The organism is Streptomyces sp. NPDC029139 (assembly GCF_055564335.1).
The window spans coordinates 469,652-496,085 of sequence record NZ_JBVHWN010000003.1; the positions used below are offsets into that span (position 1 = coordinate 469,652).

Below are 26,434 nucleotides of genomic sequence, written 5' to 3' on the forward strand. Positions count from 1 at the left end.
GCCCGCCCTGCGTCACTGACCGCCTGTGACCACTGACCCCTTGGAATCGATCATCTACGGGGCGCGCGAGGGCAGGCTGGACTGGCGTACGACCAGTTCCGGCTGGAGGATCACGTGCTCGTGCCGGTGGTCGCGCGCGAGCTCGCCCGTCTCCTGGAGCAGCAGGGCGGCGGCCCGGGCTCCGATCGTGCGGGCGGGCTGGCGCACCGAGGTCAGAGGGACCGTGGCGGCCGCGGCGAACTCGATGTCGTCGTAGCCCACGATGGCCATGTCGTCGGGGACCCGGACACCGGCCGCGTACATGGACTGGAGTACGCCGAGGGCCAGCAGGTCGTTGGCACAGAAGACGGCGCTGGGGCGCTCGGCCAGGCCGAGGAGCCGGGCTCCGGCGTCGCGTCCGGCCGCGACGTCGAGGCGTTCGGCGGGGATCTCCCGCAGGGCCGTGGGCGGGAGGCCGGCCTCGGCCAGCGCGGCCAGGGCGCCCGCGCGCCGGTCCCGGACCTGGGTCAGATGCCCTGGGCCGCTCACGTACGCGAGGGAACGGTGACCGGCCGCCGTCAGATGGCGGATCGCCAAGGAGCCGCCCGCCACGTCGTCCACGGACACCGAGCATCCGTCGTCATCCCCCGCCACACGGTCGACGAGGACGAACGGGATGCCGTGGCGGCGGAACTCCCGAAGGGTGGCTCCACTCGGATCGGAGGGGCTGATCAGCACGCCGCGGACCCTCTGCTCGGCGAAGAGGGAGAGGTAGTCGGCCTCGTCCTGGGGGCTCTGGCCGCTGTTGCAGACCATGACGCCCAGCCCCGCGTCCCGGGCGGCGCGCTCGGCGCCGCGGGCGATGTCGACGAAGAACGGATTGCCCATGTCGAGGACGAGCAGGGCCACGATGCGGCTGTGGCCCGCCCGGAGCTGGCGGGCGGACTCGCTGCGCACATAGCCCAGCCGCGAGATCACGCTCTGGACGTGCTCCCGTGTCTCGGCCGAGACGCGGTCGGGCTGGTTGATCACGTTCGAGACGGTCCCCACGGAGACGCCGGCCTCGCGTGCCACGTCCTTGATGCTGACCGTCCGTGCGGTGCCTGTCATCCGTCCCACCTGGTTCTGTCCTGCCGGAAGTGTGATCCTATGCCGCGGCTCCGCCTCGTCAGGCGAGATGGAAGACCTCGGTGAGCGGGCGCATGGCGGCGTCCGGCGCCCGCCCGTCCAGCTCCTCGAAGAAGTGCGCCATCTCCGCCTGCCAGCGGGCGTTCACCTCGGTGCCCTCCATGGCCGCACGGGCCGCGTCGAAGTCCGGGGTCTCCAGGTACCCGACGAGCAGGCCGTCCTCGCGCAGGAAGAGGGAGTAGTTGCGCCAGCCGGCCGCGGACAGGGCGGTCAGCATGTCGGGCCAGACGTGCTGGTGGCGTTCGCGGTACTCCTCGACCTTGTCGGCCCGGACCTTCAGAAGAAAACAGACGCGCTGCGGTGCGGGGCGGGTCATGGGCGTTCTCCCGTGCTTGTTATGCCAGGCAGAGCTGCCGACATGAAATGTTTCAATGCACTGCCCGGAAGCTAGCCCTACGGGTCGAGCGCGTCAAGGGATCACCCCGAAGTCCCCGTACAGCACCTTCCAAGCCACCGGTCGAGCGCCCCGACAGCGACAGCGGAGACCTTGACGACCGTCCAACCATCGGGCTAGCTTCACCACCAGAAATGAATCGATTCATTCGTTCAGTCAGAGGTGGACATGCCTGATATCGCTGCCGTGAAGGCCGCACTCGCCGGTCAGCGGATCGAGACGCCGTCCTGGGGGTACGGGAACTCCGGCACCCGGTTCAAGGTGTTCGCCCAGGCCGGGGTGCCACGGACGCCGTACGAGAAGCTGGACGACGCGGCGAAGGTGCAGGAGTTCACCGGGGTCGCCCCGAAGGTGTCGCTGCACATCCCGTGGGACGAGGTCGACGACTACGCGGCGCTCGCCGCGTACGCGAAAGAGCGCTCCCTGGAGCTGGGCGCGATCAACTCGAACACGTTCCAGGACGACGCCTACAAGCTCGGCAGCGTCTGCCACCCGGACGCCGCAGTCCGCCGCAAGGCCGTGGACCATCTGCTGGAGTGCGTCGACATCATGGACGCGACGGGGTCCTCGGATCTGAAGCTCTGGTTCGCGGACGGCACGAACTATCCCGGGCAGGACGACGTCGCCGCCCGCCAGGACCGCTTGGGCCAGGCGCTCGCCGAGGTGTACGAGCGGCTCGGGGACGACCAGCGGATGCTGCTGGAGTACAAGTTCTTCGAGCCCGCGTTCTACACCACGGACGTGCCGGACTGGGGCACCGCGTACGCGCACTGCCTCAAGCTGGGTCCGAAGGCGCAGGTCGTCGTGGACACCGGGCACCACGCTCCGGGCACCAACATCGAGTTCATCGTCGCGCTGCTGCTGCGGGAGGGGAGGCTCGGCGGCTTCGACTTCAACTCGCGCTTCTACGCGGACGACGACCTGATGGCCGGCTCCGCGGACCCGTTCCAGCTCTTCCGCATCATGCACGAGGTCGCCAGCAACGGCGGCCTGCGGCCGGAGACCGGGGTCGCCTTCATGCTGGACCAGTGCCACAACATCGAGGCGAAGGTCCCGGCCGTCATCCGCTCCGTGATGAACGTCCAGGAGGCCACCGCCAAGGCCCTGCTGGTCGACCTCGACGCGCTGGGCGCGGCCCAGCGGGACGGTGACGTGCTGGGGGCGAACGCCGTCCTGATGGACGCGTACAACACCGATGTACGGCCCCTCCTGCGCGAGTTCCGCGCGGACCAGGGCCTCGACCCCGACCCGGTCGCCGCCTACCGGGCCTCCGGCTGGCAGGAACGCATCGTCGCCGACCGCGTCGGCGGAGAACAGGCCGGCTGGGGCGCCTGACCACGCCGGGCCGGTCGACACCGACGGCCCGCCGAGGTCGACGACCCGGCGATCCGGAAGTTCCGGTACGGACGCCGTCCCGTCCGCACGCCGACCGTGCCCCCGCCGTTCCTTGCCCCCGCCGTCCCGTCCGTACGCCGATCCGTGCCTCCGCCGTCCCGTCCGTACGCCGATCCATGCCTCCGCCGTCCCGTCCGTACGCCGATCCGTGCGGCCTCCCCGTACCTCACCCCACCTCGAAGGAATGCCGTCATGTCCTCCGCCACGCACCCCGCAGCCGCCGCGCTGATCGCACGTTCCCATCGGCTCGGCTCCGACCCGCGCAACACCAACTACGCGGGCGGCAACACGTCCGCGAAGGGCACCGGGACCGACCCGGCGACCGGCGGCGAGGTCGAGCTGCTGTGGGTCAAGGGGTCCGGCGGCGACCTCGGCACGCTCACCGGCACCGGTCTGGCCGTGCTCCGCCTCGACCGGCTGCACGCGCTCAAGGACGTCTACCCGGGGGTGGAGCGCGAGGACGAGATGGTCGCCGCCTTCGACTACTGCCTGCACGGCAGGGGCGGAGCGGCGCCCTCCATCGACACCGCGATGCACGGGCTGGTGGACGCCGCGCACGTGGACCATCTGCACCCGGACTCCGGCATCGCGCTGGCCTGCGCCGCCGACGGCGAGAAGCTGACCGCCGAGTGCTTCGGCGACACGGTGGTGTGGGTGCCCTGGCGCCGACCCGGCTTCCAGCTGGGCCTGGACATCGCTGCGATCAAGGACGCCAACCCGCAGGCCGTCGGCTGCGTTCTCGGCGGCCACGGCATCACCGCCTGGGGCGACAGCTCCGAGGAGTGCGAGGCGAATTCGCTGTTCATCATCCGGACCGCCGAGACCTTCCTCGCCGAGCGCGGCCGGCCCGAGCCCTTCGGCCCGGTCCTGGAGGGGTACGGACCGCTGGGCGAGGCGGAGCGCCGCGAGCGGGCCGCCGCCCTGGCGCCGGTGATCCGCGGCCTCGCCTCCCAGGACCGTCCGCAGGTCGGCCACTTCGACGACAGCGACGCCGTACTGGACTTCGTCTCCCGGGCCGAGCACCCGCGGCTCGCGGCCCTCGGTACGTCCTGCCCCGACCACTTCCTGCGGACGAAGGTGCGCCCGCTGGTCCTGGACCTGCCCGCCGCCGCCCCGCTGGACGAGGCGGTCGCGCGGCTGAAGGAGCTGCACCGGGAGTACCGCGCCGAGTACCGCGCCTACTACGAGCGGCACGCCGGCCCGGACTCGCCCGCTCTGCGCGGCGCGGACCCGGCGATCGTGCTCGTCCCGGGCGTGGGCATGTTCTCCTTCGGCAAGGACAAGCAGACGGCGCGGGTGGCGGGCGAGTTCTACCTCAACGCGATCAACGTCATGCGCGGGGCGGAGGCCGTCTCCACGTACGCGCCCATCGAGGAGTCGGAGAAGTTCCGCATCGAGTACTGGGCGCTGGAGGAGGCCAAGCTCCAGCGGCTGCCGAAGCCGAAGCCGCTCGCCACCCGCGTCGCGCTCGTCACCGGCGCCGGCAGCGGCATCGGCAAAGCCATCGCCCACCGCCTGGTCGCCGAGGGCGCCTGCGTGGTCGTCGCCGACATCGACGCCGCGAACGCGGCCGCCGTCGCGGAGGAACTCGGAGGCCCCGACAAGGCGGTGGCCGTCACGGTGAACGTCACCTCCGAGGAAGGCATCACCGCCGCGTTCAAGGCCGCCGCGCTGGCCTTCGGCGGGGTGGACCTCGTCGTCAACAACGCCGGGATCTCCATCTCCAAGCCGCTCCTGGAGACCACGGCAGAGGACTGGGACCTCCAGCACGACATCATGGCCCGCGGCTCCTTCCTCGTCTCGCGCGAGGCCGCCCGCATCATGATCGACCAGGGCCTGGGCGGCGACATCGTCTACATCGCGTCCAAGAACGCGGTCTTCGCCGGCCCGCACAACATCGCCTACTCCGCCACCAAGGCGGACCAGGCCCACCAGGTCAGGCTCCTCGCCGCCGAACTCGGCGAGCACGGGATCCGGGTGAACGGCGTCAACCCCGACGGGGTCGTCCGCGGCTCCGGGATCTTCGCCGCGGGCTGGGGGGCCCAGCGCGCCGCGACGTACGGGATCGAGGAGGAGAAGCTCGGCGAGTTCTACGCCCAGCGCACCCTGCTCAAGCGGGAGGTGCTGCCCGAGCACGTGGCGAACGCCGTGTTCGCCCTCACCGGCGGCGACCTCACCCACACGACCGGTCTGCACATCCCCGTGGACGCCGGCGTCGCGGCGGCGTTCCTGCGCTGACGCGCCCCTCCAACGCCCTGGGGCCGGTGAACTGACGCACCGGCCCCAGGTGCATCCCCCCAGAAGACCGGCGGCGAGACGCCGTGCGGGCGGGCCGTCCGTGCCCCGGCCGCACCGCGCTGACACGGCCCGCCGGTCATCCCTCCCGCCCTTCCCGTCCACTGTCGTTCCTCCACGAACCGCCCGCCCAGCAGAGGTATTCACGTGACCACCACTCCACCGTCCTCCGCCTTCGCCGCGGTCGACCTCGGCGCCACCAGCGGACGCGTGATCCTCGGCCGGGTCGGCCCGGACCACCTCGACCTCACCGAGGCCCACCGGTTCCCCAACACCCCCGTGCGCCTCCCGGACGGGTTGCGCTGGGACGTCCTCGCCCTCTTCCAGGGCGTCCTCGACGGGCTGCGCGAAGCCGCCCGCTCCGGCGGTGTGGCCTCCATCGGCGTGGACACCTGGGCCGTGGACTACGGGCTCCTGGACGCCGACGGCGCGCTGCTCGGCCCGCCGTACCACTATCGCGACAGCCGGACCGACGACGCCGCCGCCCTGGTCAGGGAGCGGGTGAGCCCCGAGGAGCTGTACCGGACGACGGGCCTGCAGCACCTGCCGTTCAACACCGTCTTCCAGCTCGCCTCCGCCGCCGGAAGCGTCCAACTGGGCGCCGCCCGCACCCTGCTCCTCGTCCCGGATCTGCTCGTCCACTGGCTGACCGGGTCGATCGGCGCCGAGGAGACCAACGCCTCCACCACGGGGCTGTTCGACGCCCGCACCGGCGCCTGGTCGGAGGACCTCCTCGGCCGGCTGTCGATCGACCCCGGTCTGCTGCCCCCGCTGCGTGCCCCGGGCGACCCGGCCGGGACGCTGCTGCCGCACGTGGCCGCGTACACCGGCCTCGACGTGCTCACCCCGGTGACCACGGTCGCCTCGCACGACACCGCGTCCGCCGTCGTCGCCGTTCCGGCCACCACACCGGACTTCGCCTACATCTCCTGCGGCACCTGGTCGCTGGCCGGTCTCGAACTGGACGCCCCGGTGCTCTCGGAGGCATCCCGGGCGGCCAACTTCACCAACGAGCGCGGCATCGACGGCACCGTCCGCTACCTGCGCAACATCATGGGCATGTGGCTGCTCGAGGAGTGCCGGCGCACCTGGGAGAGGCAGGGTCTTCCCACGGACCTGCCCGCGCTGCTCGCCGACGCCGCCCGCGCCGCACCGTTCGCCGCCGTCGTCGATCCGGACGCCCCCGAGTTCCTGGCCCCCGGTGACATGCCCGGCCGTCTCCGGGAGTTCTGCCGCCGCACCGGTCAGCCGGCGCCCGACAGCCAGGGTGCGATGGTCCGCTGCGTCCTGGAGAGCCTGGCCCTCGCCCACCGGCGCACGCTGCGGCAGGCCGCCGACCTCGCCGGCCGGGACGTCACCCGGGTGCACCTGGTCGGTGGCGGCTCCCGCAACGACCTCCTCTGCCAACTCACCGCCGACGCCACCGGACTGCCCGTCGTCGCCGGCCCCGCCGAGGCCACGGCCCTCGGCAACATCCTCGTCCAGGCCAGAACCGCCGGGCTCGTGGGTGATCTGCCCGCGATGCGGCGGCTCGTCGCCACCACCCAGGACCTGCGGCACTACAGTCCCCGAGGGGACACGGCAGCCTGGGAGGCGGCCGCTGCCCGACTCGACACCGCCGTACTCGACACCGAAGTACTCGACACCGCCGTACTCCACACCGCCCCGAGGAACTCGTGATGCGCGTCGCGCTCTTCGCCACCTGCCTCAACGACGCCGTCCATCCGTCGACGGCGATCGCCACCGTCAAGGTCCTCGAACGGCTCGGGGTGGAGGTCGACTTTCCCGCGGCACAGACCTGCTGCGGGCAGCCTCAGTTCAACACCGGCTACCGACGCGAGACCGAGCCGCTGCTGCGCCGCACGGCCGGCGCCTTCGAGGGGTACGAGTACGTGGTCGCCCCGTCCGCGTCGTGCGTCGCCATGGTGCGCGACAACTACCCGAGGATCGGCGCGCGTGCGGCGGCCGAGGGCCGGGGCCCGGAGCTCGCCGACGCGGCCTCGTCGCTGGTCCCCAGGACGTACGAGCTCACCGAGTTCCTGGTCGACGTGCTGGGCGTGACCGATGTCGGGGCGTACTTCCCGCACCGCGTCACGTACCACCCCTCCTGCCACGGCCTGCGGATGCTGGGCCTGGGCGACCGGCCGCGGCGACTGCTCGCGGCGGTGCGGGGCCTGGAGCTGATCGACCTGCCCGGAGCGGAGGAGTGCTGCGGTTTCGGTGGCACGTTCGCGGTGAAGAACCCCGACGTGTCGGCGGCGATGGGTGCCGACAAGGTGCGCAACGCCGCCTCCACCGGCGCGGAGGTGCTGTGCGGCGCCGACAACTCCTGTCTCATGCACATCGGCGGCATGCTGCGCCGTCAGGACGCCCCGCAGCGCGCGCTGCACCTCGCGGAGATCCTCGCGAGCACGGAAGAGGAGCCACTGGCATGAGCGGCACTTTCATCGGCATGCCCGCTTTCCCCGAGGCCGCTCACGAGGCCGTACGGAACGACACCCTCCGCGCGAACCTGCGCCACGCCACGCACACCATCCGTGACAAGCGGGCGGTGGCGGTGGCGGAGCTCGGCGACTGGGCGGAGCTGCGGGAGGCCGGAAAGCGGATCAAGGACCGTACGCTGCGTCATCTCGACCGTTGTCTCGTGCAGTTGGAGGAGGCGGTCACGGCGGCGGGCGGCACCGTGCACTGGGCGGCCGACGCGGACGAGGCGAACCGGATCGTGGCGGACCTGGTGAAGGCCACCGGGGAGCGGGAGGTCGTCAAGGTCAAGTCGATGGCCACCCAGGAGATCGGGCTGAACGAGGCGCTGGAGGCCGAGGGGATCCGGGCCTACGAGACCGATCTCGCCGAGTTGATCGTGCAGCTCGGCGAGGACCGTCCTTCGCACATCCTGGTCCCGGCCATCCACCGCAACCGGGGGGAGATCCGCGAGATCTTCGCCCGCGAGATGAGCGCCTGGGGCCGCCCGGCGCCCGAGGGTCTGACCGATTCCCCCGCCGAGCTGGCCGAGGCGGCCCGGCTGCACCTGCGGGAGAAGTTCCTGCGGGCGAAAGTCGGCGTCTCGGGCGCCAACTTCATGGTGGCCGAGACCGGCACCCTCGTGGTGGTCGAGTCCGAGGGCAACGGCCGCATGTGCCTGACGCTTCCGGAGACCCTGATCTCGGTCGTCGGCATCGAGAAGGTCGTACCGACCTGGCGGGACCTGGAGGTGTTCCTCCAGACGCTGCCCCGCTCGTCGACGGCCGAGCGGATGAATCCGTACACGTCCATGTGGACCGGCACGAACGAGGGTGACGGACCGAAGACCTTCCACCTCGTCCTGCTCGACAACGGCCGCACCGACGCCCTCGCCGACGAGATCGGCCGGCAGGCCCTGCGCTGCATCCGCTGCTCGGCCTGCCTCAACGTCTGTCCGGTGTACGAGCGGGTGGGCGGCCACGCGTACGGCTCGGTCTACCCCGGCCCGATCGGGGCGATCCTCACGCCCCAGCTCCGGGGCACGGGAAGCGAGGTCGACGCCTCGCTCCCGTACGCCTCCTCGCTGTGCGGCGCGTGCTACGAGGTGTGCCCGGTCGCCATCGACATCCCGGAGGTCCTCGTCCATCTGCGGGAGAAGGTGGCCGACCAGGGCGGCGCCGGGCACCGACTGGAGAAGGCCGCCGTCAAGGTGGCGGGCTGGGTCCTGAACCGCCCCGCGGCCCTCGCCGCCGGGGAACGCCTCGCCTCCGCGACGCGCAAGCTCCACCCCAAGCGGCTCCCGGGCCCGGGAGCCCGCCAGTGGACCGAGAGCCGCGACCTGCCGGAGATGCCCGCCGAACCGTTCCGCGACTGGTGGAAGAAGAACCGCTCATGACCCCGCAGCCCTCCTCCCGTGAACGGATCCTCGCCCGCGTCCGGGCAGCCGTCGCCGACGCCCCGGACGCGCCCGAGGTGGTCCGCGACTACCTCACGAGTCACACCCCCGACGACCCGGCGGTGCTCCTTGACCTTCTTCACGAGAACCTCGCCGACTACCGGGCCGTCGTGCACCGCGTCACCGAGGACGCGCTGCCGGCGCTGATCGGCCGGCTGCTCGCGGAGCGCGGAGCGCGGAGCGTCGCCGTACCGCCGGGTCTGCCCGCCTCCTGGCTCGCCGCCACCGAGGCCGAGCAGCGCCCCGACGACGGCACGCTGACCCCGTACGAACTCGATGCCACCCACGCCGTGGTGACGGGCTGCGCCCTCGCCGTCGCCGAGACCGGAAGCATCGTCCTCGACGCCGGCCCCGGGCAGGGCCGCCGCGCCCTCAGCCTCGTGCCCGACGTGCACGTCTGTGTCGTGCGCGCCGAGGACCAGATCGTCGCCTCGGTACCGCTGGCCATGCCGCGCCTCGACCCGACCCGTCCGCTGACCTGGATCTCCGGTCCCTCCGCGACCAGCGACATCGAACTCGACCGGGTGGAGGGCGTGCACGGCCCCCGGACGCTGGAGGTGATCCTCGTGGTGCGCTGAGCGCGCCGCTGAGCAGCTCCCGTCATGGGGGCCTCGTGACCGCGCGGGGGGCGGGCACCCCCGGGGTAGCCCTGATGGACGGGGTACGGGGCACCCTGACGCCGCCCGTGTCACGGGGCCTCCGCGCCCCTCCCGCCGCGCGTCCTCTGCGCGCCCCTCCCACGCGCGTTCTCGCCGCGCCCTCCCGCGCGCGCTCTCGCCGCGCCCTCTCGCCGCGCCCTCCCACGCGCGCGCTCTCGCCGCCCCTCTCGCCGCCCCTCTCGCCGCGCGGCCCCCCTGGCGGCGGGGCCTCGCCGCTGAGCCCGAGAGGCCGCGCCGACCGCTTCCGCCCCGGCCCGCCCTCGCCTCCCGTCCCCGTCTCACGCGCGTCCCGGGACAGGAGCGTCCCCGCAGGTCAGCGGGGTGGGAATCCCGACTTCACCGAAGCGGCCGGGACACGGTTGCCGGTCTCCCATCGATCACCCGATGCTTCGGTTGTCCGGTTGCGGCGCTGCCCGACAGCGGCACCTCACCCGCCGACGGCTCGCCGCCGCCCTTCCCCGCGACGCCCCGACGACCCGACGCCCCGACGCCCTTCGCGTCCTCTCGGGCTTCAGGTCTCGGCACCGCTCCCCCGACCTCCGCCGGAGATCCCCATGCCCCGGAACAGCCGTGCCCGCCACTTGCTCCTCGCCGCCACCGCGGCCGTCACCGTCACCGTCGCCCTGCCGGCGCTCGCCACGACGACGCCGACCGGCCCCGGCGAACCCCTACGGGGCGGACGGGCGTCCCCCGCCCTCACCGCCGGCGCGAGGGCGGTCACCGCCGACGACCGCCTTCTGCACGACGCTGAGCAACTGCTGCTGCGCGACTGCATGCGCCGGCACGGATTCACGTATCGCGTCTTCCCGCTCGACGACGATCCGGGCATCAGCGCCTTCCCGTACGTGCTCGACAACGAGGGCTGGGCTCGACAGCACGGCTACGGCGCCGAGTCGCGGGCCGAGCGGGCGGCCCTCGTCGAGAAGGACCCGAACCGCGCCTACTTCGCCGCTCTGCCGGCCGACCGCAAGGCAGCGGCTCTGGTCGCCGCCAATGGCCCCTCGCCCGACGGGCCGACCGTGCGCCTTCCGGGCGGCGGGACCGTCCGGCGCAGCGACCGCGGCTGTGTGGCGGAGGCCCAGCAGCGGTTGTACGGAGACCTCGGAGCCTGGTTCCGCGCCTCGACCCGTGTGGAGGCGCTGGAGCAGATCCGCCGGAGCCGCGTCACGGCCGACCCCGGCTATCGGGAGCGGCTCGGCGCGTGGCGGCTGTGCATGCGGCGCGCCGGGCACGCGTTCGCCACCCCGGCCGCCGCCCGCGCCGCCGCACTCTCGACGACCCACCCTCTCGGCCGAACCCGCGAGATCCGGCTCGCCCTGGCGGAGGTGCGGTGCGCCGAGGACTCGGCACTGGCCCGCGCTGCCCGGCGACTGGACGACCACCACGGCAGGCTCCTGGCCCGCGAGTACCGCGTGGACGTCCAGGCACGGGACCGGCTGAGGGACGCCGCGCTGCCCCGTGCCCACCGGATCAAGAGCGGCGCCCCGCAGGGCTGACCGTACGGCCGGCGAACCTGCTCGCCCCCGAGCAGGTCCCCGCCCACCGGGCTCCGCCCGGCCCCTCGACCCCGCCGCGTGCCCCATGCGCCCGGCGGCCCCACGGTCGCACCGCGAACGGCGGTGCGACCACCCTTCCACGAAGGAGACCGACCATGCGAACCACCCGTGCCCTCCTGACGGCACTCACCGTCGGGGCCCTGACCCTGCTGACCGCCCCGGGGGCCGACGCCCGCGTCGCCGGAGGACCCGAGTCCGCCGCACCCCGCCCCGTACCGGCCCCGGCCGTCGCGGCACCCGGCCCCGCCGCCGCATCTGCCCTCACCACCGCACCCGGCCTGGCGGCCGCACCCGCGGCGGACGGGTTCCTCTACGCCTGGGAGCACCCCCACGCGGGCGGATTCCACTGCAAGTGGAACGCGAACAACGGGAACTGGGCCGGCTGCCGCAACAAGGTGTCGGACGTCTGGAACAACGGGTTCCCGGGACGCGCCGAGGACGTCCGGCTCTTCTACGGGGTGAACTGGACCGGTTCGTGGGTCTGCCTTCACCAGGGCCACTCCCTGCCGGACCTCGGCCTCTCCGGACTGAGGTTCTTCGGCGCCGGCGCGGGCAAGGGCCGGCTCGTCAACGACAACGTCTCCTCACACGACTGGGTCGATGCCTGCTGACATGCGCTCCGTCGCGCCGGCCCCACGGGATCCCCGTCGGGTCGGCGCTCCGGCACTCGACATCGGTTCACCTGTATGAACATTCGTCAGTTACATGGCCATCTGTCCCGTCGGCTACAGCCATCGAGAGGTGCTGCCACGTCGGACGCACTCACTCAACCATCCCGTACACCTGGGGCGTTCGCGGAACAGCCCTCCCCTCAGCCGCTTTTGTAAGAAGCGTTGACTAATCCCCCGCACGCTTCTACGTTCAGCGCGTTGCACTTGGACCGTCATATATGAGACGCGATACGCGAGATCCGAGAGGCGTGCCGACCGTGCCCCCTTCTTCCTCCCCGCTCGCCCTGCGCCGGCTCCTCCACATCACCCTCGGCGCCGGACTGCTCGCCGCGCTGAGCGTGCCCGCCTCCGCCGAGGGGCGTGACCTCAGCCGTGAGACCCTGCCGGCCGGCGACGGCTGGGCCGCGTACGGCAGCGGGACCACCGGAGGAGCCGCCGCCGACAGGGCCCATGTCTTCACGGTGCACGACCGCGCGGGGCTGGTGCGCGCCCTCGACGGAGGGAGCGCCGTACCGAAGATCATCCGTATCGCCGGACCGATCGACGCGAACACCGACGACGAGGGAAAGCCCCTCTCCTGTGACGACTACGCGACCGGCGGCTACGACCTGTCGGCCTACCTGGCGGCCTATGACCCCCGCTCCTGGGGCGGCGCCAAGCCCTCCGGCCCGCAGGAGGAGGCGCGCCGCGCGTCGGCCGCCCGGCAGGCGGAGCGGGTCGAACTGACCGTGGGGTCGAACACCACGATCGTCGGCCTCGGCTCGGGCGCGGTCCTCAAGGGCGCGAGCCTGCAGGTGCGGGAGGCCGACAACGTCATCATCCGCAACCTGGACCTGCGCGACGCGTACGACTGCTTCCCCGTCTGGCAGCCCAACACCGGCGGCCTCGGTGACTGGAAGACCGCGTACGACAACCTGTGGCTGCGGGGCGCCACCCATGTGTGGATCGACCATGTCACCGTCTCCGACGCGGGGCGTTTTGATGCGGACGAGCCGGCACACTTCGGCCGCACCTACCTGCGCCACGACGGCCTCCTCGACATCACCAACGGCTCCGACCTGGTCACCGTGTCGTGGAGCCGCTTCGCGGACCACGACAAGGCGATGCTGATCGGCAACAGCGACACCGCGACCGGGGACCGGGGCAAGCTCCGTGTCACCCTCCACCACAACGAGTTCACCTCGGTGGTGCAGCGCGCCCCGCGCGTCCGATTCGGCCAGGTGCACCTCTACAACAACCGGTACGTCGTACCGGCCGACGCCCATGACTTCCGTTACGCCCTGGGCGTCTCCACCGAGTCGGCCGTCTACGCGGAGAACAACGCGTTCACCACTCCGGGGCACATCGAGGCCGCCGATCTCGTCAAGAGCTGGAACGGCAGCGCCCTGCACGCGACCGGCACGCTCTTCAACGGATTCCCGGTCGACCTGCTCGCCCTCAACAACAGCTACAACTCCGGCAGCGAGCGCGACCTCATCCCGGATGTCGGCTGGGCGCCGACCCTGCACGGCCCCGTCAGCAGCGCCGAACGGGCCGACCGTGATGTGGCGTCGCGGGCGGGCGCCGGAAAAGCGTTCTGACGGACCGGCCGCGGCCGTCCACCGTCCCCCTGTGACACCTCAGCCTGTTGGGAGCCGCCATGCAGTACACCCACACCCTCAGCCACCACCACAGCCACCGGCGTCTCAGAGCCCGCGCCCTGGTCGCGGCCACCGCGCTGTTCGCCACCCTGGGCGCCCCGGCCGTGGGCCACGAGGCGCGAGCGACGGACGCGGAGGCGGTCAGGGCGCCCGAGCCGGTTGCCGCCGCGGGTCGCCTGCCGTTCTCCGACACCGCCCACGGCTTCGCCTCACTGGCCGGCGGAACCACGGGAGGCGCCGGCGGGAAGGTCGTCACGGCCACCGACCAGGAGTCCCTCAAGAGGTACGCGGCCGCCGCCGAGCCCTACATCATCCGCGTCAAGGGCACCATCGAGGTGGACCCCTTCGGCTCGGCCGTCGACGTGACTTCGAACAAGACGATCGTCGGTGTCGGCACGACCGGCGAGATCGTCCACGGCGAGCTGAACCTCTCCCCCGGCACCCGCAATGTCATCATCCGGAACCTCACCATCCGCGACTCGTACGTGGAGGGTGACTGGGACGGCAAGACGAGCGACTTCGACGCGATCCAGATGGATTCCGTCAGCCATGTGTGGATCGACCACAACCGCCTGACGCACATGGGCGACGGGCTCGTCGACCTCCGCAAGGACAGCGAGTACGTCACCGTCTCGTACAACCACTTCGACAACCACAACAAGGCGTTCGGCATCGGCTGGACCAGCAACGTCAAGACGCAGGTCACCATCGACCACAACTGGTTCAGCGGCACCAAGCAGCGCAACCCCTCCGCCGACAACTGCGCGTACGCCCATCTCTACAACAACTACCTGTCGTCGCAGGTCGACGACGGCGACCCCGTCTGGTCGTACGGGTCCTGGTCCCGCGGCCGTACCAAGATGGTCATCGAGAACAGCTACTACGACGGCGTCCAGCACCCCCACCAGGCCGACGCCGGCGCGGAGTTGGTCGAGCGGGGCTCGATCCTGAAGAACACCACCGGTCGGCACGACGAGTGGGGCGCCGCCTTCGAACCGCGGGACTTCTACGACTACCGCCTCGACCCGGCCGCGGCCGTCCCCGCGCTCGTGACGCGGTTCTCCGGTCCGCAGAAGAGCATCGGCTCACGGACGACGCTGGACGTGCCCGGCGCGTACCCGACGGTCCAGGCGGCCGTCGACGCGGTGCCGGCGGGGAACGGCGAGCCGATCACCGTGCGCCTCGCTCCGGGAACGTACCGGGAGAAGGTACGCGTCGGACGGGGGCGCGATCATGTCTCCCTCGTCGGTACCGGCCCGAACCGGTCGGACACGCTCATCGTCTTCGACACCCCGGCGGGGGCGCCGAAGCCCGGCGGCGGCACGCAGGGATCATGGGGCAGCGCCACGGTCGTGGTGGAGGGCAATGACTTCACCGCCCGTCACCTCACCTTCGCCAACGACTTCGACGAGGCGGCCGTGGAGATCAACGGCGAACAGGCCCTCGCCGTGAAGACCACCGGCGACCGGCTGGTCTTCGACGACACGGGCTTCCTCGGCAACCAGGACACCCTCATGGTGGACAGCCCCCACCTGACCACGCGCAGCCGCGTGTACATCCGCGACTCCTTCATCGAAGGTGACGTCGACTTCCTCTACGGCCGGGCCACCGCCGTCGTCGACCGCTCCCTCATCAGGGCGCTGAGCCGCGGCTCGGACAGCAACAACGGCTACATCACGGCTGCTTCGACATGGATCGGCAATCCGTACGGGTTCCTGATCACCGGATCACGGATCGTGAGCGACGCGCCCGCCGGTTCCTTCCATCTCGGCCGGCCCTGGCACCCGGGCGGCGAGCCGGACGCGGTCGGGCAGGTCCTGATCCGGGACACCGAACTGCCGGCCGCGATCAAGGCCGCGCCGTGGACCGACATGAGCGGCTTCTCCTGGAGGGACGCCCGCTTCGGCGAGTACCGGAACACCGGTCCCGGCGCCCTCAGGACGCCGGACCGCCCCCAGATGAGCGACACGGACGCCGCGGCACACAGCGTCGCCGTCTATCTGGCCGGTTCGGACGGCTGGGCCCCGCAGCGCGCGATCAGTGGGGGATGACGCCTCCCCCGCGTTCGGCCGTCGCCGCATGACAGGCTGGGTCCTTCGTACGGCCCGTAGGGTGCGCCTGAACGCAACGCCCCGCCACGCGGGCGCATTTCGAGAGAGCTGAGGAACCATCATGCGAGTGAAGGCCTTCGACCACCTGGTACTCAATGTGACCGATGTCGACAAGGCGCTCGAGTTCTACACCGGTCCCCTCGGCCTCGCGCCCGAGCGGGTCGAGGAGTGGCGGGCCGGCAAGGTGCCCTTCCCGTCGGTGCGTATCGACGAGAGCACCGTCATCGACCTGTTCTCCCGCCCGCGCGGCGAGTCCAACGTCGACCACATCTGCCTGGTAGTGGACCCGCTGGACTGGCAGGAGGTCATCGGCTCCGGGACGTTCGACGTCCTCGAGGGCCCCGTCCCGCGCTGGGGCGCGCGGGGCTCCGCGCAGTCGGTCTACGTCAAGGACCCGGACGGCAACACGGTCGAACTGCGCTGGTACCCGCAGGACGCCGAGGGCTGAGCGGCCGGTTGCCGCGCGCGCCACGTGGTCGGCCTGGTCACGTGGCGCGCGGTCGTCTCGCGGCGCGTATGGACTCCCGGACCGGTCGCAGTTAGGTTAGCCTTACCTCAGTCGAGAGGTTCGCGTTCACCCTGCCCCTGAGCCGACTCGTCCGACTCGTCCGACTCGTCCCGCGAGGAGCCACCTTGAGTGCCGCCACCGACCCCTCCCTGCCCGAGCAGCCCGCGGCGGAGCACGTCCGCTCCGTACTGGCCCGGGCGATCTCCCTGTCGCTCAGCACGGACAGGCAGGAGTACGACCTGATCGGCATGCACTCCGTGGACGCCCGGGGGCGGATCACGCTCCACCCCCGGGCGGACAGCCCGTTGGCCGCCCACGCCGCCGCGGAACGAGGTGGCATCGCCTCCCTTCTGGAGTTCACCGACATCGCCCCCACGGCGCTCCGCGACCGCGTGCGCGCCAGGGTGACGGTCACCGGCCGGCTCGCTCCGGCGGAGGCGGAGGACGGCGGCGCGCTGCTTCTCGATCCGACGGGGGTGATTCTGCGGACCGCGGCGGGCACGTGGGACGTCGACCTGGACGCGTTCGCCCGAGCCGAACCCGATCCGCTCGCCGTCGAGGAGGCCGCGATGCTGACGCATCTCGCCGACGCCCACGCGGACCTGGTGGCGGATCTGGTCGTCCTCGCCGGGTCACGGCTCCCGCTCGGCTTCGTCCGGGCCCTGCCGCTCGCCGTGGACCGGCACAGCATCACCCTGCGCTGCGAGTACCGCGAAGGCCACTGCGACCTGCGCCTGCTCTTCCCCGCCACGGCCAGGGACGCGGCCGAGGCCGGCGAGCAGGTCCGCCAACTCCTCACCACTCCCCGCTGCGCGCACCACCGGCACCCTTCCCCGCGCCCCTGACCCCGACGGCGACCCGGGCCGCGTCGGCCGATGCCCCTCAGGCCGGGGGCGGGGCGCCGTGGCCGATGAGGTGGAGGAAGCGGTCGGACAGGTCCTGCAGCCAGCCGGCCCGTTCCGTGGCGATCTCCTTCAGCCGTGCGGTGTCGCTGCGGGCCACGAGATGGCCCATGTAGCGCTCGTTGAACCGGGTGTACTCCTGGTGCAGGGTGCGCAGCGCCCGTCCCACCGTCCGCTCGGGCGCGCCGACGAGCCGCGCGAGCGAGGCGGTGTGCTGTTTCCACCGGCCTTCGACGGCCTGGCGGAGCAGCCCGTCGAGTTCGCCGGCCCGGCCGATGACGCGCCGCAGTTCCTCCGGTTCGAGGTCCAGGGCGTCCGCCAGGACCAGCGTCTGCCGATCGGTTCCGCTCCAGCGGTGGTCGTTCTCGGCCCGGACGTAGTCGCGCACGTCCATGCCGATGCGCCGGGCCAGCCGCTCGGCGCTGAACCGCCGGGCCAGGCGATGCTCGCGCAAGGATCTCGGCCGCAGGTCCATGAGCACCGGGACGGGGCACCACAGCGCGTCGGCCAGCGCGAAGAGCTCGGCCTCGGAGGGCGCCACCGCCCCCGACTCCCAGGCCAGCAAGGTCTCCACCGTGCGACGCACCCCCAACTGCGCCATGGCGGAGACGACGTGTTCGGGGGGCAGGCCGATGCGCAGACGGGCTGCGCGGGCCTGGGCGGGAGAGAACGGGGGGTGGGACACGTGCGGATCACCTCGGGGGGCGCCTTCACGGAGCGGCGGGCTCCGGGGAGGGGAACGGATCAGCGGGCCGTGGCGGTCTGGGGGGCCGCCCCGTCGTCGTAGGCGGCCAGGCCGTCCCAGTCGATGTCCTCCCGCTTGCGGCGGTTCTCGAACACGTGGAAGAACAGGTTCAGCAGGACGGCCGTCAGCGTGCCGAGGGTGATTCCGCTGCCCAGGACGGCGCGGACTTCGGTGGGCATGCGCTCGAAGAAGGGCGCGACGGCCGTCGGGAGCATCGCGGCGCCCAGACTGACGGCCAGGATGATGGCGTTGCGCTCCTCCCGCAGGTCGACCTTGGCCAGGATCTGGATGCCCACGGTGGCGACCATGCCGAACATCGCGACGGCCGCCGCGCCGAGCACCGGATGGGGGACGGAGGCGACCACGGCGCCGGCCTTCGGCACCAGGCCGAGGAGGATCATGAGGACGCCGGCCGCGACCACGACGAAGCGGCTGGTGACGCGGGAGATGCGGACCAGACCGATGTTCTCCGCGAACGCCACGTACGGAAAGGAGTTGAAGACCCCGCCGAGGACGGTGGCGACGCCGTCGGCCCGCAGCGCCCTGCCGACGGTCTCGCCGTCGACCTTCCGGCCGGTGATCTCGCCCATGGCGTACACGTCTCCGGTGGTCTCCACCATGGTGATGAGCATGACGACGACCATCGCCATCATGGGGAAGACCGAGAACTGCGGCAGGCCGTAGTGGAAGGGGGTGCTGACGCCGAGCCAGTCGGCCTGCTCGACCGTCCCGAGGTCGACGTCTCCGAGCAGCCAGGCGACGAAGGTTCCGCCCACGAGTCCGAGCAGGACGGCGATGCTGCGCAGGAACGCACCGCCGAACCGCACCACCAGCAGGATGAAGAGCAGGGTCCCGCCCGCGTACGCGAGGTGGTCCGGGTCGCCGAAGCCGGGGCCGCCGACGAGCGACGCGCCACCGGCGACGTCCTGGAGCGCCACCGGGATGAGGACGATGCCGATGACCGTCAGCAGGGTGCCGGTCACGATCGGGGGGAAGTACGCGGTGAGGCGCCCGGCGAACGGGGCGAGGAGGAAGACCGCGACACCGCCGGTGATCACGGCGCCGTACACCACCAGCAGACCGGCGGTGCCGCCCCCCGCGCCCTGGCCGATGGCGATCATCGGTGAGACGGCCGTGAAGGTCGCGCCCTGCACCAGCGGCAGCCGGGCGCCGATCCGCCAGAAACCCCACGCCTGGATGAGGGTGGCGATGCCGGCGGTGACCAGGTCGGCGTTGATGAGGTAGACGAGTTCCTGGCGTGAGAGGCCGAGGCTGCTGCCCAGGATCACGGGGACGAGCACCGCACCGGCGTAGAACGCCAGGACGTGCTGGAATCCGTAGAGCGCGAGGGTGGGAAGCGGGAGGACCTCGTCCACCGGATGCACGGTGGTCGGGGGTCGTCGGCGCGAGGCCTGTGGTGCCATCTCTGCCTTGCCTTGAGGGTAGGTGAGTGAGAGGAAGCGGGGGAAAGGGGAAAGCGGGAACGAGGGGGTACGGGGGGGGGAGGCGCGCCGCCGGAACGCCGACACCCCGGCGAAGCCCATGCGCTGGGGTCACCGGAGGGGAACCTCGAAGGGGGCTGCCGGGCGGCCGCGTGGATCAGGCGGCGCACCGGCTGGCGGCACCGGGGTTACCGGTGCGCGGCCAGGCGTCCAGACGTGGAGGCGTGAGGGGCCGGGGCGACGGCCCGGGCCGGAGACAGATCCTTGCGGACGGGCCGTGCATGACGCAAGCCATGAGTCCATGTTTTTTGAAGCAAAACCCCTTGGTAACTTACGAATCGATGGCCTGCCCTTCCCTGGGGTGCGGAATTCGTTGCCACTTCTGAGACTGCGTCAGGTCACACCCGTCCGGTGACGCCACCGACCGAACCCTTGACGGCCGCCGTACCGCCTCACATACTGACGGCCAAATCGATGGCCAAATCGATTTGGCTCCCCGTCCAGGGCCGGATCGCGGCTGAACCCGAGCGTGTCGAACGCCGATCGGAGCCCGTACGTGTCCAGTCCCCGCCAGACCCTTCCCGGCACGGATCAACCACCGACGCCGGAGCCCACCGACCCCGCGTCCCACCCCGCGTCCGTCCACCCCGTCGACGAGTCCCGCCCCCTGGGCCGCATCCTCCTCTTCGGGATCCAGCACGTCCTCGTCATGGCCGCCACACCGATCTCGGCGATCTTCCTGATGAGCGCCACGCTCCGCCTCGACGCCGGCCTGACCGTCAACCTGCTCTCCGCGGCCTTCGTGCTCTCCGGGGTCGGATCACTGATCCAGTCGCTCGGCCCGTGGAGGTTCGGCCCCCGGCTCCCCTTCGTGATGCTGCCCGGCGGTGCGCCGCTCATCCTCTTCCTCGCCATCGCCGACCAGCACGGCCTGCGCACGGCCACCGGCGCGGTGATCCTCACGGCGGCCTTCTACTTCGTCGTCCTGCCCGTCTTCTCCCGGTTGCTGGCCTTCTTCCCGGCCCTCGTCATCGGCACGATGATCGTCATCGTCGGCGTGAACCTGGTGAAGGTCGGCGCGATCCTCGTCACCGGGCGTCCCGGCACTCCCGGCTTCGCCGACACCACGAACCTCCTCCTCGGCATGGCGACGATCGCATTCACCGTCGTCTTCTACCTGCTGTTCACCGGCATCCTGCGCCAACTCGCCGTCATGCTGGGGCTCCTCGCCGGCACCGGCCTGGCCGCTCTCCTCGGCCACATGGACCTCGGCCGCGCCGCCGAAGGCGGACTTGTCAGCCTGCCGCAGGTGATGCCGTTCGGCTCACCCCAGTTCAACCTCCTGGCCGCCCTGCCCCTGATGCTCTACAGCCTCGCCTCGATGGCGGAGGCCACCGGCCAGACCGTCATCAACGCCGAGGCCGTCGGCAAGGACATCGACCGGCGCGCCACCGTCCCCAAGACCATCCGCGGGGACGCGCTCACCTCCCTCTTCGGCGGGTTCTTCGGACTGCCCCTGATGGTGACGAGCGGCGAGAACATCGGCATCGTCCGCGTCACCGGCGTACGCAGCCGCTACGTGACCGCGGCGGCCGGCGTGGTCCTCATCGCCATCGGCTTCCTCGCCCCCGTGACCCGCGCGATCAGCGTCATACCCTCGGCGGTCATCGGCGGCACCGCCATGGTCGTCTTCGCGGTCATCACCGTGCTCGGCGTACAGATGCTCGGCCGTTCCGACCTCGACACCCACACCAACACCTTCATCTGCGCCGTCGCCCTCGCGCTCGGACTCCTGCCCATCCTCATCCCGGGCGTGTACGCGGGCTTCTCGCCGAACCTCCGCATCCTCCTCGAAAGCGGTGTCGCCGTCGGCGCCTTCGTCGCCGCCGTTCTCAACATCCTCTTCCACCACGTCAGGCCGGGCATCGCCGCCCGCCTGGCCACCAGCCGTACGGAAAGCGACCGATGAACCAGCAGACCCGCGAACTCCTCGACACACCCGGCCCGTTCCTCCTCGAACCGGACGCCGTCCTGCTGCCGGAAGGGCCCGCCGACGGCTTCGCGGTGGTCGTCGCCGACGGTTCGTTCCAGGCCGTGGGCCCCGCGCGGGAGCTCCGGCACACCCACCCGCACCTGGAGGGCCTACGACTGCCCGGTCACCTGCTGATGCCCGGCTTCGTCGACGCCCACCACCACCTCACGCAGAGCTTCGGCTCCGCACTCGCCTTCGGGGAGCCGTCGGAGATCTTCCGGCGGGTGTGGGTGCCCCTCGAGGGCGCGCTCGACGAGGAATCCGCTCATACGGCGGCCAAGTTGGCGGCACTGGAGGCGCTGCGCGGTGGTTTCACGACTGTCGCCGACGCGGGCACCCGCGCCGACGTGGACGTCGAGGTCGTCGCCTCCGCCGCCCGGGACGCCGGGATCCGCTGCGTGCTCGGGCTCGTCTGCAACGACGCCGACGGCACCACGACCGCCGATGCCGACGCCGGAGACGGCGACGCCGCCGTTCTCTCCCGGGCGGAGAAGCACCTCGCCCGCTACGACGGCGACCCGCTCGTCCACGCCTCCCTCGCCGTCTCCATCCCCGAGGCGGCGACCTCCGGAACCCTGCGGCGCGTCGCCGGACTCGCCGCGGAGGCGGGGGCCACCGTACAGATCCATGTCAACGAGCACCTGGCCGCCGTCGAACGCTCCCTCCTGCGGCACGGCCTTCGCCCCCTCGAACACCTCCACCACATAGGGGTGTTGGGCCCCCACCTGCTCGCCGCGCACGCCACCCTCCTGACCCCGCGCGAGCTGAGCCTGCTCGCCGGCACCGGGACCGCCGTCAGCTACAACCCGGTGGCCAGCGCCTGGAAGGGCAACGCCGTCGCACCCGCCCTGGCCATGGCCGAGCGCGGCATCCGCTTCGGCCTCGGCACCGACGGCACCCGCGGCGACGGCTTCCGCCTCGCCGACGCGGCCGAGTTCGCCCAGCGGATCACGTACGGTCTCGCCACCGGCGACTCGTCGTGCGGCGCCGGCTGGACCTGGCTGGAGCACGCCACCCGTGGCGGCGCCGACGCCGTCGGCCTCCGTGCCCGCACCGGCGCGATCGCCGAGGGCCTGGCGGCCGACTTCCTCCTCGTCGACGTCACCACCCCCGAGCTGGCGCTCTCCTGGGACGTTCCGTGGGAGCTGGTACGCCGCGGCAACCGGGACCAGATCACGGCCGTGTTCGTCGGGGGCCGGATGCGCCTGTGGCGCGGCCTGCCCACCGCCTGGGACGGCCCCGCGCTCGTCCGCCGGGCGGCCGAACTGGCCCGCGCCGCCGTGGAACGGGCGCCCATCGTCCGCGCGCACCCCACCTCCACGGCGGCGCGGATGAGGAGCACCGCTCCGTGAGCACCGAGACACTGGCCGTCCTCGCCCTCACCGTGGCCGTCGCCGCGTTCGTGCAGGGCAGCAGTGGGCTCGGCTTCGCACTGATCGTCGCGCCCGTGGCCGGCATCCTCGACCCCGGCCTGCTCCCCGTGTTCGTCCTCGCGGCGATGATCCCGCTCAACCTGTACGTCGCCTGGCGCGAGCGGGCCTCGCTCGATCTGCGCGGGGCCGGCTGGATCACCGCCGCGAGGCTCGCCGCCACTCCCGCGGGACTGGCGCTGCTCTGGCTGATCCCGGAACGCAGCCTGGGCCTCTTCGTGGGCACCGCGACCGTCCTGGCGGCGGTCGCGAGCCTCGCCGCGCCCGCGTTCACCCCGGGCCGGGCCGCCTACCTCGGCGCGGGCGCGGTGACCGGCCTGACGGAGACGGCCACCGGCGTCGGCGGGCCGCCGCTCGCGCTGGTGTACCAGCACCGGCCTCCGGCCGAGCTGCGCTCCACCGTCGCCCTCTGCTTCCTCGTCGGCGAACTCGCTTCGCTGGCACTGCTGTTCGCCACGGGGAAGGGACACGCGGAGGATCTGGGCTGGGCCCTCGCCCTGTTGCCGGCGATCGCCGTCGGCGCGTGGTCGAGCCGCCTGGTGCGCCACCGGATGAACGCGTCCCGGATGCGTCTGTTCGTGCTGGGCTTCGCCCTGGTCTCCGGCGTGGTCCTCATGCTGGGGCTGTGACCCGCAGCGACGAGGCGCGCGGGATCACCCGGGGCTCGGGCGACGTGACCACCGAACCGGTGGTCACGTCGCCGCGCAGCCGTCCGAGCAGCAGCTCCACCGCGTCGGACGCCGCCCGGTCCAGATGCAGGTCGACGGCCGTGAGCGGCGGCTCGCACGTGCGGGCGCGCAGGCCGTCGTAGCGGGTGACGACCATGACGTCGTCCGGTACGACGCGCCCGCTGTCCTTGATCGCCCGGACCGCGCCGACGGCGAAGGCGTCCACCAGGGCGCACACGGCGTCGATCCCGGGATGGCGGGCGAGGAGCTCGGCGCAGCACTCGTACCCGGCCTGTTCGCCGCCCGTCTCCGGCGCGGTCGCCACGATCGGAGTCCAGCCGTGCTCCGTGGCCAGACGCTCGTAGGCGGCGCGCGCGTCGACCGCCGCGTGCCGTTCCCCGGACCCGATGATCAGCGCCGGGCGTACTGCGCCCTGCTCGCGCAGGTGGCCGAGCAGCTTCTCGGCGACGAGCCCGCCGCGCAGATCGATGTACGGCGCCGCCTCGTCGGGCGAGACGGGCCTGCCGAGCGCCACGTACGGAAGCCCGCGCTCCGTCAGCTGGGCCGCCGCCGCGTCGTGCACATCCGGCTCCACGACGATGGCTCCGTCGATGTCGACGGAGTGGAGGCCCGAAGCGGACTGCACGGGGGGTACGAGCACGAGGGCGTATCCGTGCAGCAGTGCGCTCTCGGCGGCGGCCGCGGCGATCTCCATGTAGAAGCCGAGCCGGGAAGGCCCCGCGGCGACCGCGACCGGCATGGACGAGGCGAGCGCGATGGCCTTGGCCTGCCCGCGCCGCAGCCGCTGGGCCCGCAGGTTGGGCCGGTAACCCAGCTCGGCGGCGACGAGCTTGATGCGCTCCCGGGTCCGGGGGTCGACCTTGCCGAGCCCGTTGAGCGCGTGCGAGACGGTGGTGCGCGACACCCCGGCGGCGGCGGCGACATCGGCGATCGTCGGCGGTCTCGAGCCGGCCCCGGAAGTGGCCATGTCCGTCGCTCCTCACGCGCTCGGGGACAGGTGATGCCCCCTATCTTCGCCGATCCGCCCGCCGCCCCCGCACCAGCGACCACCGCTGCCTTCCGCCCCGGCCCCGTGCGCGCCGCTCCTGCGGCCGTTCGGCACGTGACCGGCCCCGCGGCCGGTCCTCGTACGCTGCACCAGACGAGCCCCGAGGAGGATCACTACGCTGCACGCGTGCTGTCGTACGACGAGTTGACTTCGCCCGAGCGTGAGCTGTGGGCCGCGTTCCCCGAGGGACGCCGCGTGGACCTGCGCACGGGCGTGCCCGAGCGTGACCGTGTCGCGGAGGGCGGGCGATGGGGCCCCGAGCGGACGGTCCGGGCCACCGTGATCAGGGCGCTCCTCCTGGGCGCCCAGACCGTACAGCCGGGAGCCGTCGCGTGTCTGAAGCTCACCGGGGCGCGGATATCCGGGCGCCTCGACCTCGCCGGCGCGCAGATCGATCACGCCCTCTGGATCGAGGACTGCTGGTGCGAGGGAGGAGTGGACCTCTCCGGAGCGGCGACCCGGTCGATCGCGATCGTGGCCAGCCGAGTGCCGGGCGTGGAAGCCGGCCTGACCAGGGTCGAGGGGCGCTTCGACCTGCGGCGCTCCCGTCTGGAAAGCGGCCCCGTCTCACCCCTGCACCGCAGACCCACCGCCCTGTCGCTCATCAACGCCCAGGTGAGCGGCGCCGTGAACCTCAGCGGCGCCGAGATCACCGCACCCGGGGAATGGGCGGTGTCCGCCGGCGGACTGGCCGCGGAGGGCGGCGTCTACTGCGAGAGCGGATTCGTCGCGAACGGGGAAGTCCGTCTCATGGGGGCACAACTCCCGGGGGGACTGCACATGCGAGGGGCCCACCTGCTGGGCCCCGGCCCGGGCGGGGTGGCGCTCGCGCTGGACAACGCCGTCGCCTCGACGCTCAGTTGCTCCGACGGGTTCCTCGCGAACGGGACCGTACGGCTGCGCGGCGCCCGGATCTCGGACAACCTGACCTTCGAGCGGGCCGTTCTGAACGGCCCGCCCGACGGCCGCGGTCCGTCTCTGGTCGCGCCGCTGATGCAGGCCGCCGACTTCGACCTGACCCTCGCCCGGCCACCGTCGGGCACCGTGGACCTGCGGGGCGCCCAGGTGTCCTCTCTCCACGACAGCGAGCACAGCTGGCCGGACACGGTGGAACTGGACGGCTTCGTCTACCACTCCATCAAGGTGGACGAGGGCGGCGAGAGACGGGAGGCGGTGGGGCGCCGGAACTCCGTCGCCCACCGCGTGGCGTGGATACGGCGCAGCCCGGGCTACAGCCCGCAGCCGTACGAGCAGCTGGCGAGCTGGTACAGGAAGGCGGGCCACGACGACGAGGCCCGCCGCGTGCTCCTGGCCAGACAACGCCATCGCCGCCGAACGCTGCGTCCGGCCACGCGCGCGTGGGGCTTTCTGCTCGACGCGACGGTCGGCTACGGCTACCGCCCGTGGCTGGCCGGCGTCTGGCTCCTGGCGCTGACGCTGCTGGGTGCGCTGTCCTTCCGTACGGACTCCCCCACGCCGGTCAAACCGGGCGAGGGCGCCCCGTTCCAGCCGCTGGTCTACACGCTCGACCTCCTGATCCCCATCGGTGGTCTGGGGCAGCGCACGGCCTGGTACTGGTCGAACGGCGGACTGCAGTGGCTGGCCTACCTGTTGATCGCCCTCGGCTGGGTACTGACGACCGCCGTCATCGCGGGCGTCACCCGCACCCTGCAGAAGAACTAGCGGCCGTTCGGCGAGGCTGCCGGGAGCCGCGCCGCGCACCGGGGGTGCGCAGCGCGGTCACCTGTCCGGCGGGACATCCGCGTACCGGACTCTGTTGTCCGACCTCGACGACATCGGTCGGAGCGTCGAAGTGTCGCCGGCGGTCGACGGT

21 protein-coding genes are annotated in these 26,434 nt (G+C 72.1%); 16 read left to right on the top strand and 5 right to left on the bottom strand.

Features of this window, described 5'->3' with window-relative positions:
- Positions 1-54: 54 nt before the first annotated feature.
- On the bottom strand, positions 55-1,089 hold the full coding sequence (locus ACZ4VW_RS10065; protein ID WP_467960437.1) for a LacI family DNA-binding transcriptional regulator: 1,035 nt from the start codon (positions 1,087-1,089) through the stop codon (positions 55-57).
- 58 nt (positions 1,090-1,147) lie between these two features.
- Positions 1,148-1,483, bottom strand: coding sequence for an L-rhamnose mutarotase (locus ACZ4VW_RS10070; RefSeq protein ID WP_467960439.1), 336 nt, complete (start codon positions 1,481-1,483; stop codon positions 1,148-1,150).
- Positions 1,484-1,729: 246 nt separating this feature from the next.
- Between ACZ4VW_RS10070 and rhaI the strand changes: the two genes are divergently transcribed.
- The 12 genes from rhaI to ACZ4VW_RS10130 all read left to right on the top strand — a co-directional run bounded on the left by rhaI (position 1,730) and on the right by ACZ4VW_RS10130 (position 17,157).
- A complete protein-coding gene (gene rhaI / locus ACZ4VW_RS10075) occupies positions 1,730-2,896 on the top strand; it encodes an L-rhamnose isomerase (protein WP_467960441.1) in 1,167 nt (388 codons plus the stop codon).
- Positions 2,897-3,148: 252 nt separating this feature from the next.
- Positions 3,149-5,194 (top strand): bifunctional aldolase/short-chain dehydrogenase, encoded by a 2,046-nt coding sequence (locus ACZ4VW_RS10080; RefSeq protein ID WP_467960443.1) that lies wholly within the window; start codon positions 3,149-3,151, stop codon positions 5,192-5,194.
- Between the two features lie 204 nt (positions 5,195-5,398).
- Positions 5,399-6,931, top strand: a complete 1,533-nt coding sequence (locus tag ACZ4VW_RS10085) for a rhamnulokinase (protein ID WP_467960445.1) — start codon at positions 5,399-5,401, stop codon at positions 6,929-6,931.
- Positions 6,931-7,686: a (Fe-S)-binding protein gene (locus tag ACZ4VW_RS10090; RefSeq protein WP_467960447.1), complete on the top strand. Its 756-nt coding sequence runs from the start codon at positions 6,931-6,933 to the stop codon at positions 7,684-7,686. Before ACZ4VW_RS10085 ends, ACZ4VW_RS10090 begins: the two co-directional genes overlap by 1 nt.
- Positions 7,683-9,107, top strand: coding sequence for a LutB/LldF family L-lactate oxidation iron-sulfur protein (locus ACZ4VW_RS10095; RefSeq protein WP_467960449.1), 1,425 nt, complete (start codon positions 7,683-7,685; stop codon positions 9,105-9,107). The genes ACZ4VW_RS10090 and ACZ4VW_RS10095 overlap by 4 nt, the downstream gene beginning before the upstream one ends.
- Positions 9,104-9,745, top strand: a complete 642-nt coding sequence (locus tag ACZ4VW_RS10100) for a LutC/YkgG family protein (protein WP_467960451.1) — start codon at positions 9,104-9,106, stop codon at positions 9,743-9,745. Before ACZ4VW_RS10095 ends, ACZ4VW_RS10100 begins: the two co-directional genes overlap by 4 nt.
- Positions 9,746-10,380: 635 nt before the next feature.
- Entirely contained in the window at positions 10,381-11,322 is a 942-nt protein-coding gene (locus ACZ4VW_RS10105; RefSeq protein WP_467960452.1) for a hypothetical protein, read from the top strand.
- A gap of 155 nt (positions 11,323-11,477) precedes the next feature.
- Entirely contained in the window at positions 11,478-11,993 is a 516-nt protein-coding gene (locus ACZ4VW_RS10110) for a hypothetical protein (protein ID WP_467960454.1), read from the top strand.
- Between the two features lie 344 nt (positions 11,994-12,337).
- Positions 12,338-13,633, top strand: coding sequence for a pectate lyase family protein (locus ACZ4VW_RS10115; RefSeq protein ID WP_467960816.1), 1,296 nt, complete (start codon positions 12,338-12,340; stop codon positions 13,631-13,633).
- A 59-nt stretch (positions 13,634-13,692) separates the two neighbouring features.
- Positions 13,693-15,744, top strand: a complete 2,052-nt coding sequence (locus ACZ4VW_RS10120) for a pectinesterase family protein (RefSeq protein ID WP_467960456.1) — start codon at positions 13,693-13,695, stop codon at positions 15,742-15,744.
- A gap of 121 nt (positions 15,745-15,865) precedes the next feature.
- Positions 15,866-16,252, top strand: coding sequence for a VOC family protein (locus ACZ4VW_RS10125; protein ID WP_467960458.1), 387 nt, complete (start codon positions 15,866-15,868; stop codon positions 16,250-16,252).
- Between the two features lie 185 nt (positions 16,253-16,437).
- Positions 16,438-17,157: a DUF2470 domain-containing protein gene (locus ACZ4VW_RS10130; RefSeq protein WP_467960460.1), complete on the top strand. Its 720-nt coding sequence runs from the start codon at positions 16,438-16,440 to the stop codon at positions 17,155-17,157.
- Between the two features lie 37 nt (positions 17,158-17,194).
- Here the strand turns inward: ACZ4VW_RS10130 and ACZ4VW_RS10135 are convergent, their stop codons facing one another.
- Both ACZ4VW_RS10135 and ACZ4VW_RS10140 read right to left on the bottom strand, forming a co-directional pair.
- On the bottom strand, positions 17,195-17,899 hold the full coding sequence (locus ACZ4VW_RS10135; protein ID WP_467960462.1) for a transcriptional regulator: 705 nt from the start codon (positions 17,897-17,899) through the stop codon (positions 17,195-17,197).
- 59 nt (positions 17,900-17,958) lie between these two features.
- Positions 17,959-19,335, bottom strand: coding sequence for a nucleobase:cation symporter-2 family protein (locus ACZ4VW_RS10140; protein ID WP_467960464.1), 1,377 nt, complete (start codon positions 19,333-19,335; stop codon positions 17,959-17,961).
- 622 nt (positions 19,336-19,957) lie between these two features.
- Here ACZ4VW_RS10140 and ACZ4VW_RS10145 point away from each other — a divergent pair.
- Genes ACZ4VW_RS10145 through ACZ4VW_RS10155 form a run of 3 tightly spaced genes read left to right on the top strand, consistent with a single transcriptional unit; the run spans position 19,958 to position 23,492 of the window.
- Positions 19,958-21,370 carry a uracil-xanthine permease family protein gene (locus tag ACZ4VW_RS10145; RefSeq protein WP_467960466.1) on the top strand — a complete coding sequence of 471 codons (1,413 nt, stop codon included), beginning with the start codon at positions 19,958-19,960 and terminating at the stop codon, positions 21,368-21,370.
- A complete protein-coding gene (locus ACZ4VW_RS10150; protein WP_467960469.1) occupies positions 21,367-22,785 on the top strand; it encodes an amidohydrolase family protein in 1,419 nt (472 codons plus the stop codon). Before ACZ4VW_RS10145 ends, ACZ4VW_RS10150 begins: the two co-directional genes overlap by 4 nt.
- Positions 22,782-23,492, top strand: a complete 711-nt coding sequence (locus ACZ4VW_RS10155; RefSeq protein WP_467960471.1) for a TSUP family transporter — start codon at positions 22,782-22,784, stop codon at positions 23,490-23,492. Before ACZ4VW_RS10150 ends, ACZ4VW_RS10155 begins: the two co-directional genes overlap by 4 nt.
- On the opposite strand, the gene ACZ4VW_RS10160 is transcribed toward ACZ4VW_RS10155, so the two are convergent.
- A complete protein-coding gene (locus tag ACZ4VW_RS10160) occupies positions 23,476-24,519 on the bottom strand; it encodes a LacI family DNA-binding transcriptional regulator (RefSeq protein ID WP_467960473.1) in 1,044 nt (347 codons plus the stop codon). The two genes, ACZ4VW_RS10155 and ACZ4VW_RS10160, sit on opposite strands and share 17 nt — an antisense overlap.
- 207 nt (positions 24,520-24,726) lie before the next feature.
- Here ACZ4VW_RS10160 and ACZ4VW_RS10165 point away from each other — a divergent pair, with 207 nt between their 5' ends.
- The gene (locus tag ACZ4VW_RS10165) at positions 24,727-26,283 is read left to right on the top strand and encodes an oxidoreductase (protein ID WP_467960475.1); all 1,557 of its coding nucleotides are present in this window, start codon (positions 24,727-24,729) and stop codon (positions 26,281-26,283) included.
- The last annotated feature ends 151 nt before the right edge of the window (positions 26,284-26,434 follow it).

What these genes read in the sequence shown, in the direction of transcription:
- ACZ4VW_RS10080 (WP_467960443.1), top strand. Translation starts at nt 3,149, where the DNA reads ATGTCCTCCGCCACGCACCCCGCAGCCGCCGCGCTGATCGCACGTTCC.
- ACZ4VW_RS10070 (WP_467960439.1), bottom strand. Translation starts at nt 1,483, where the DNA reads ATGACCCGCCCCGCACCGCAGCGCGTCTGTTTTCTTCTGAAGGTCCGG.
- ACZ4VW_RS10160 (WP_467960473.1), bottom strand. Translation starts at nt 24,519, where the DNA reads ATGGCCACTTCCGGGGCCGGCTCGAGACCGCCGACGATCGCCGATGTC.
- ACZ4VW_RS10150 (WP_467960469.1), top strand. Translation starts at nt 21,367, where the DNA reads ATGAACCAGCAGACCCGCGAACTCCTCGACACACCCGGCCCGTTCCTC.
- ACZ4VW_RS10110 (WP_467960454.1), top strand. Translation starts at nt 11,478, where the DNA reads ATGCGAACCACCCGTGCCCTCCTGACGGCACTCACCGTCGGGGCCCTG.
- ACZ4VW_RS10125 (WP_467960458.1), top strand. Translation starts at nt 15,866, where the DNA reads ATGCGAGTGAAGGCCTTCGACCACCTGGTACTCAATGTGACCGATGTC.
- ACZ4VW_RS10090 (WP_467960447.1), top strand. Translation starts at nt 6,931, where the DNA reads ATGCGCGTCGCGCTCTTCGCCACCTGCCTCAACGACGCCGTCCATCCG.
- rhaI (WP_467960441.1), top strand. Translation starts at nt 1,730, where the DNA reads ATGCCTGATATCGCTGCCGTGAAGGCCGCACTCGCCGGTCAGCGGATC.
- ACZ4VW_RS10065 (WP_467960437.1), bottom strand. Translation starts at nt 1,089, where the DNA reads ATGACAGGCACCGCACGGACGGTCAGCATCAAGGACGTGGCACGCGAG.
- ACZ4VW_RS10095 (WP_467960449.1), top strand. Translation starts at nt 7,683, where the DNA reads ATGAGCGGCACTTTCATCGGCATGCCCGCTTTCCCCGAGGCCGCTCAC.
- ACZ4VW_RS10100 (WP_467960451.1), top strand. Translation starts at nt 9,104, where the DNA reads ATGACCCCGCAGCCCTCCTCCCGTGAACGGATCCTCGCCCGCGTCCGG.
- ACZ4VW_RS10105 (WP_467960452.1), top strand. Translation starts at nt 10,381, where the DNA reads ATGCCCCGGAACAGCCGTGCCCGCCACTTGCTCCTCGCCGCCACCGCG.
- ACZ4VW_RS10120 (WP_467960456.1), top strand. Translation starts at nt 13,693, where the DNA reads ATGCAGTACACCCACACCCTCAGCCACCACCACAGCCACCGGCGTCTC.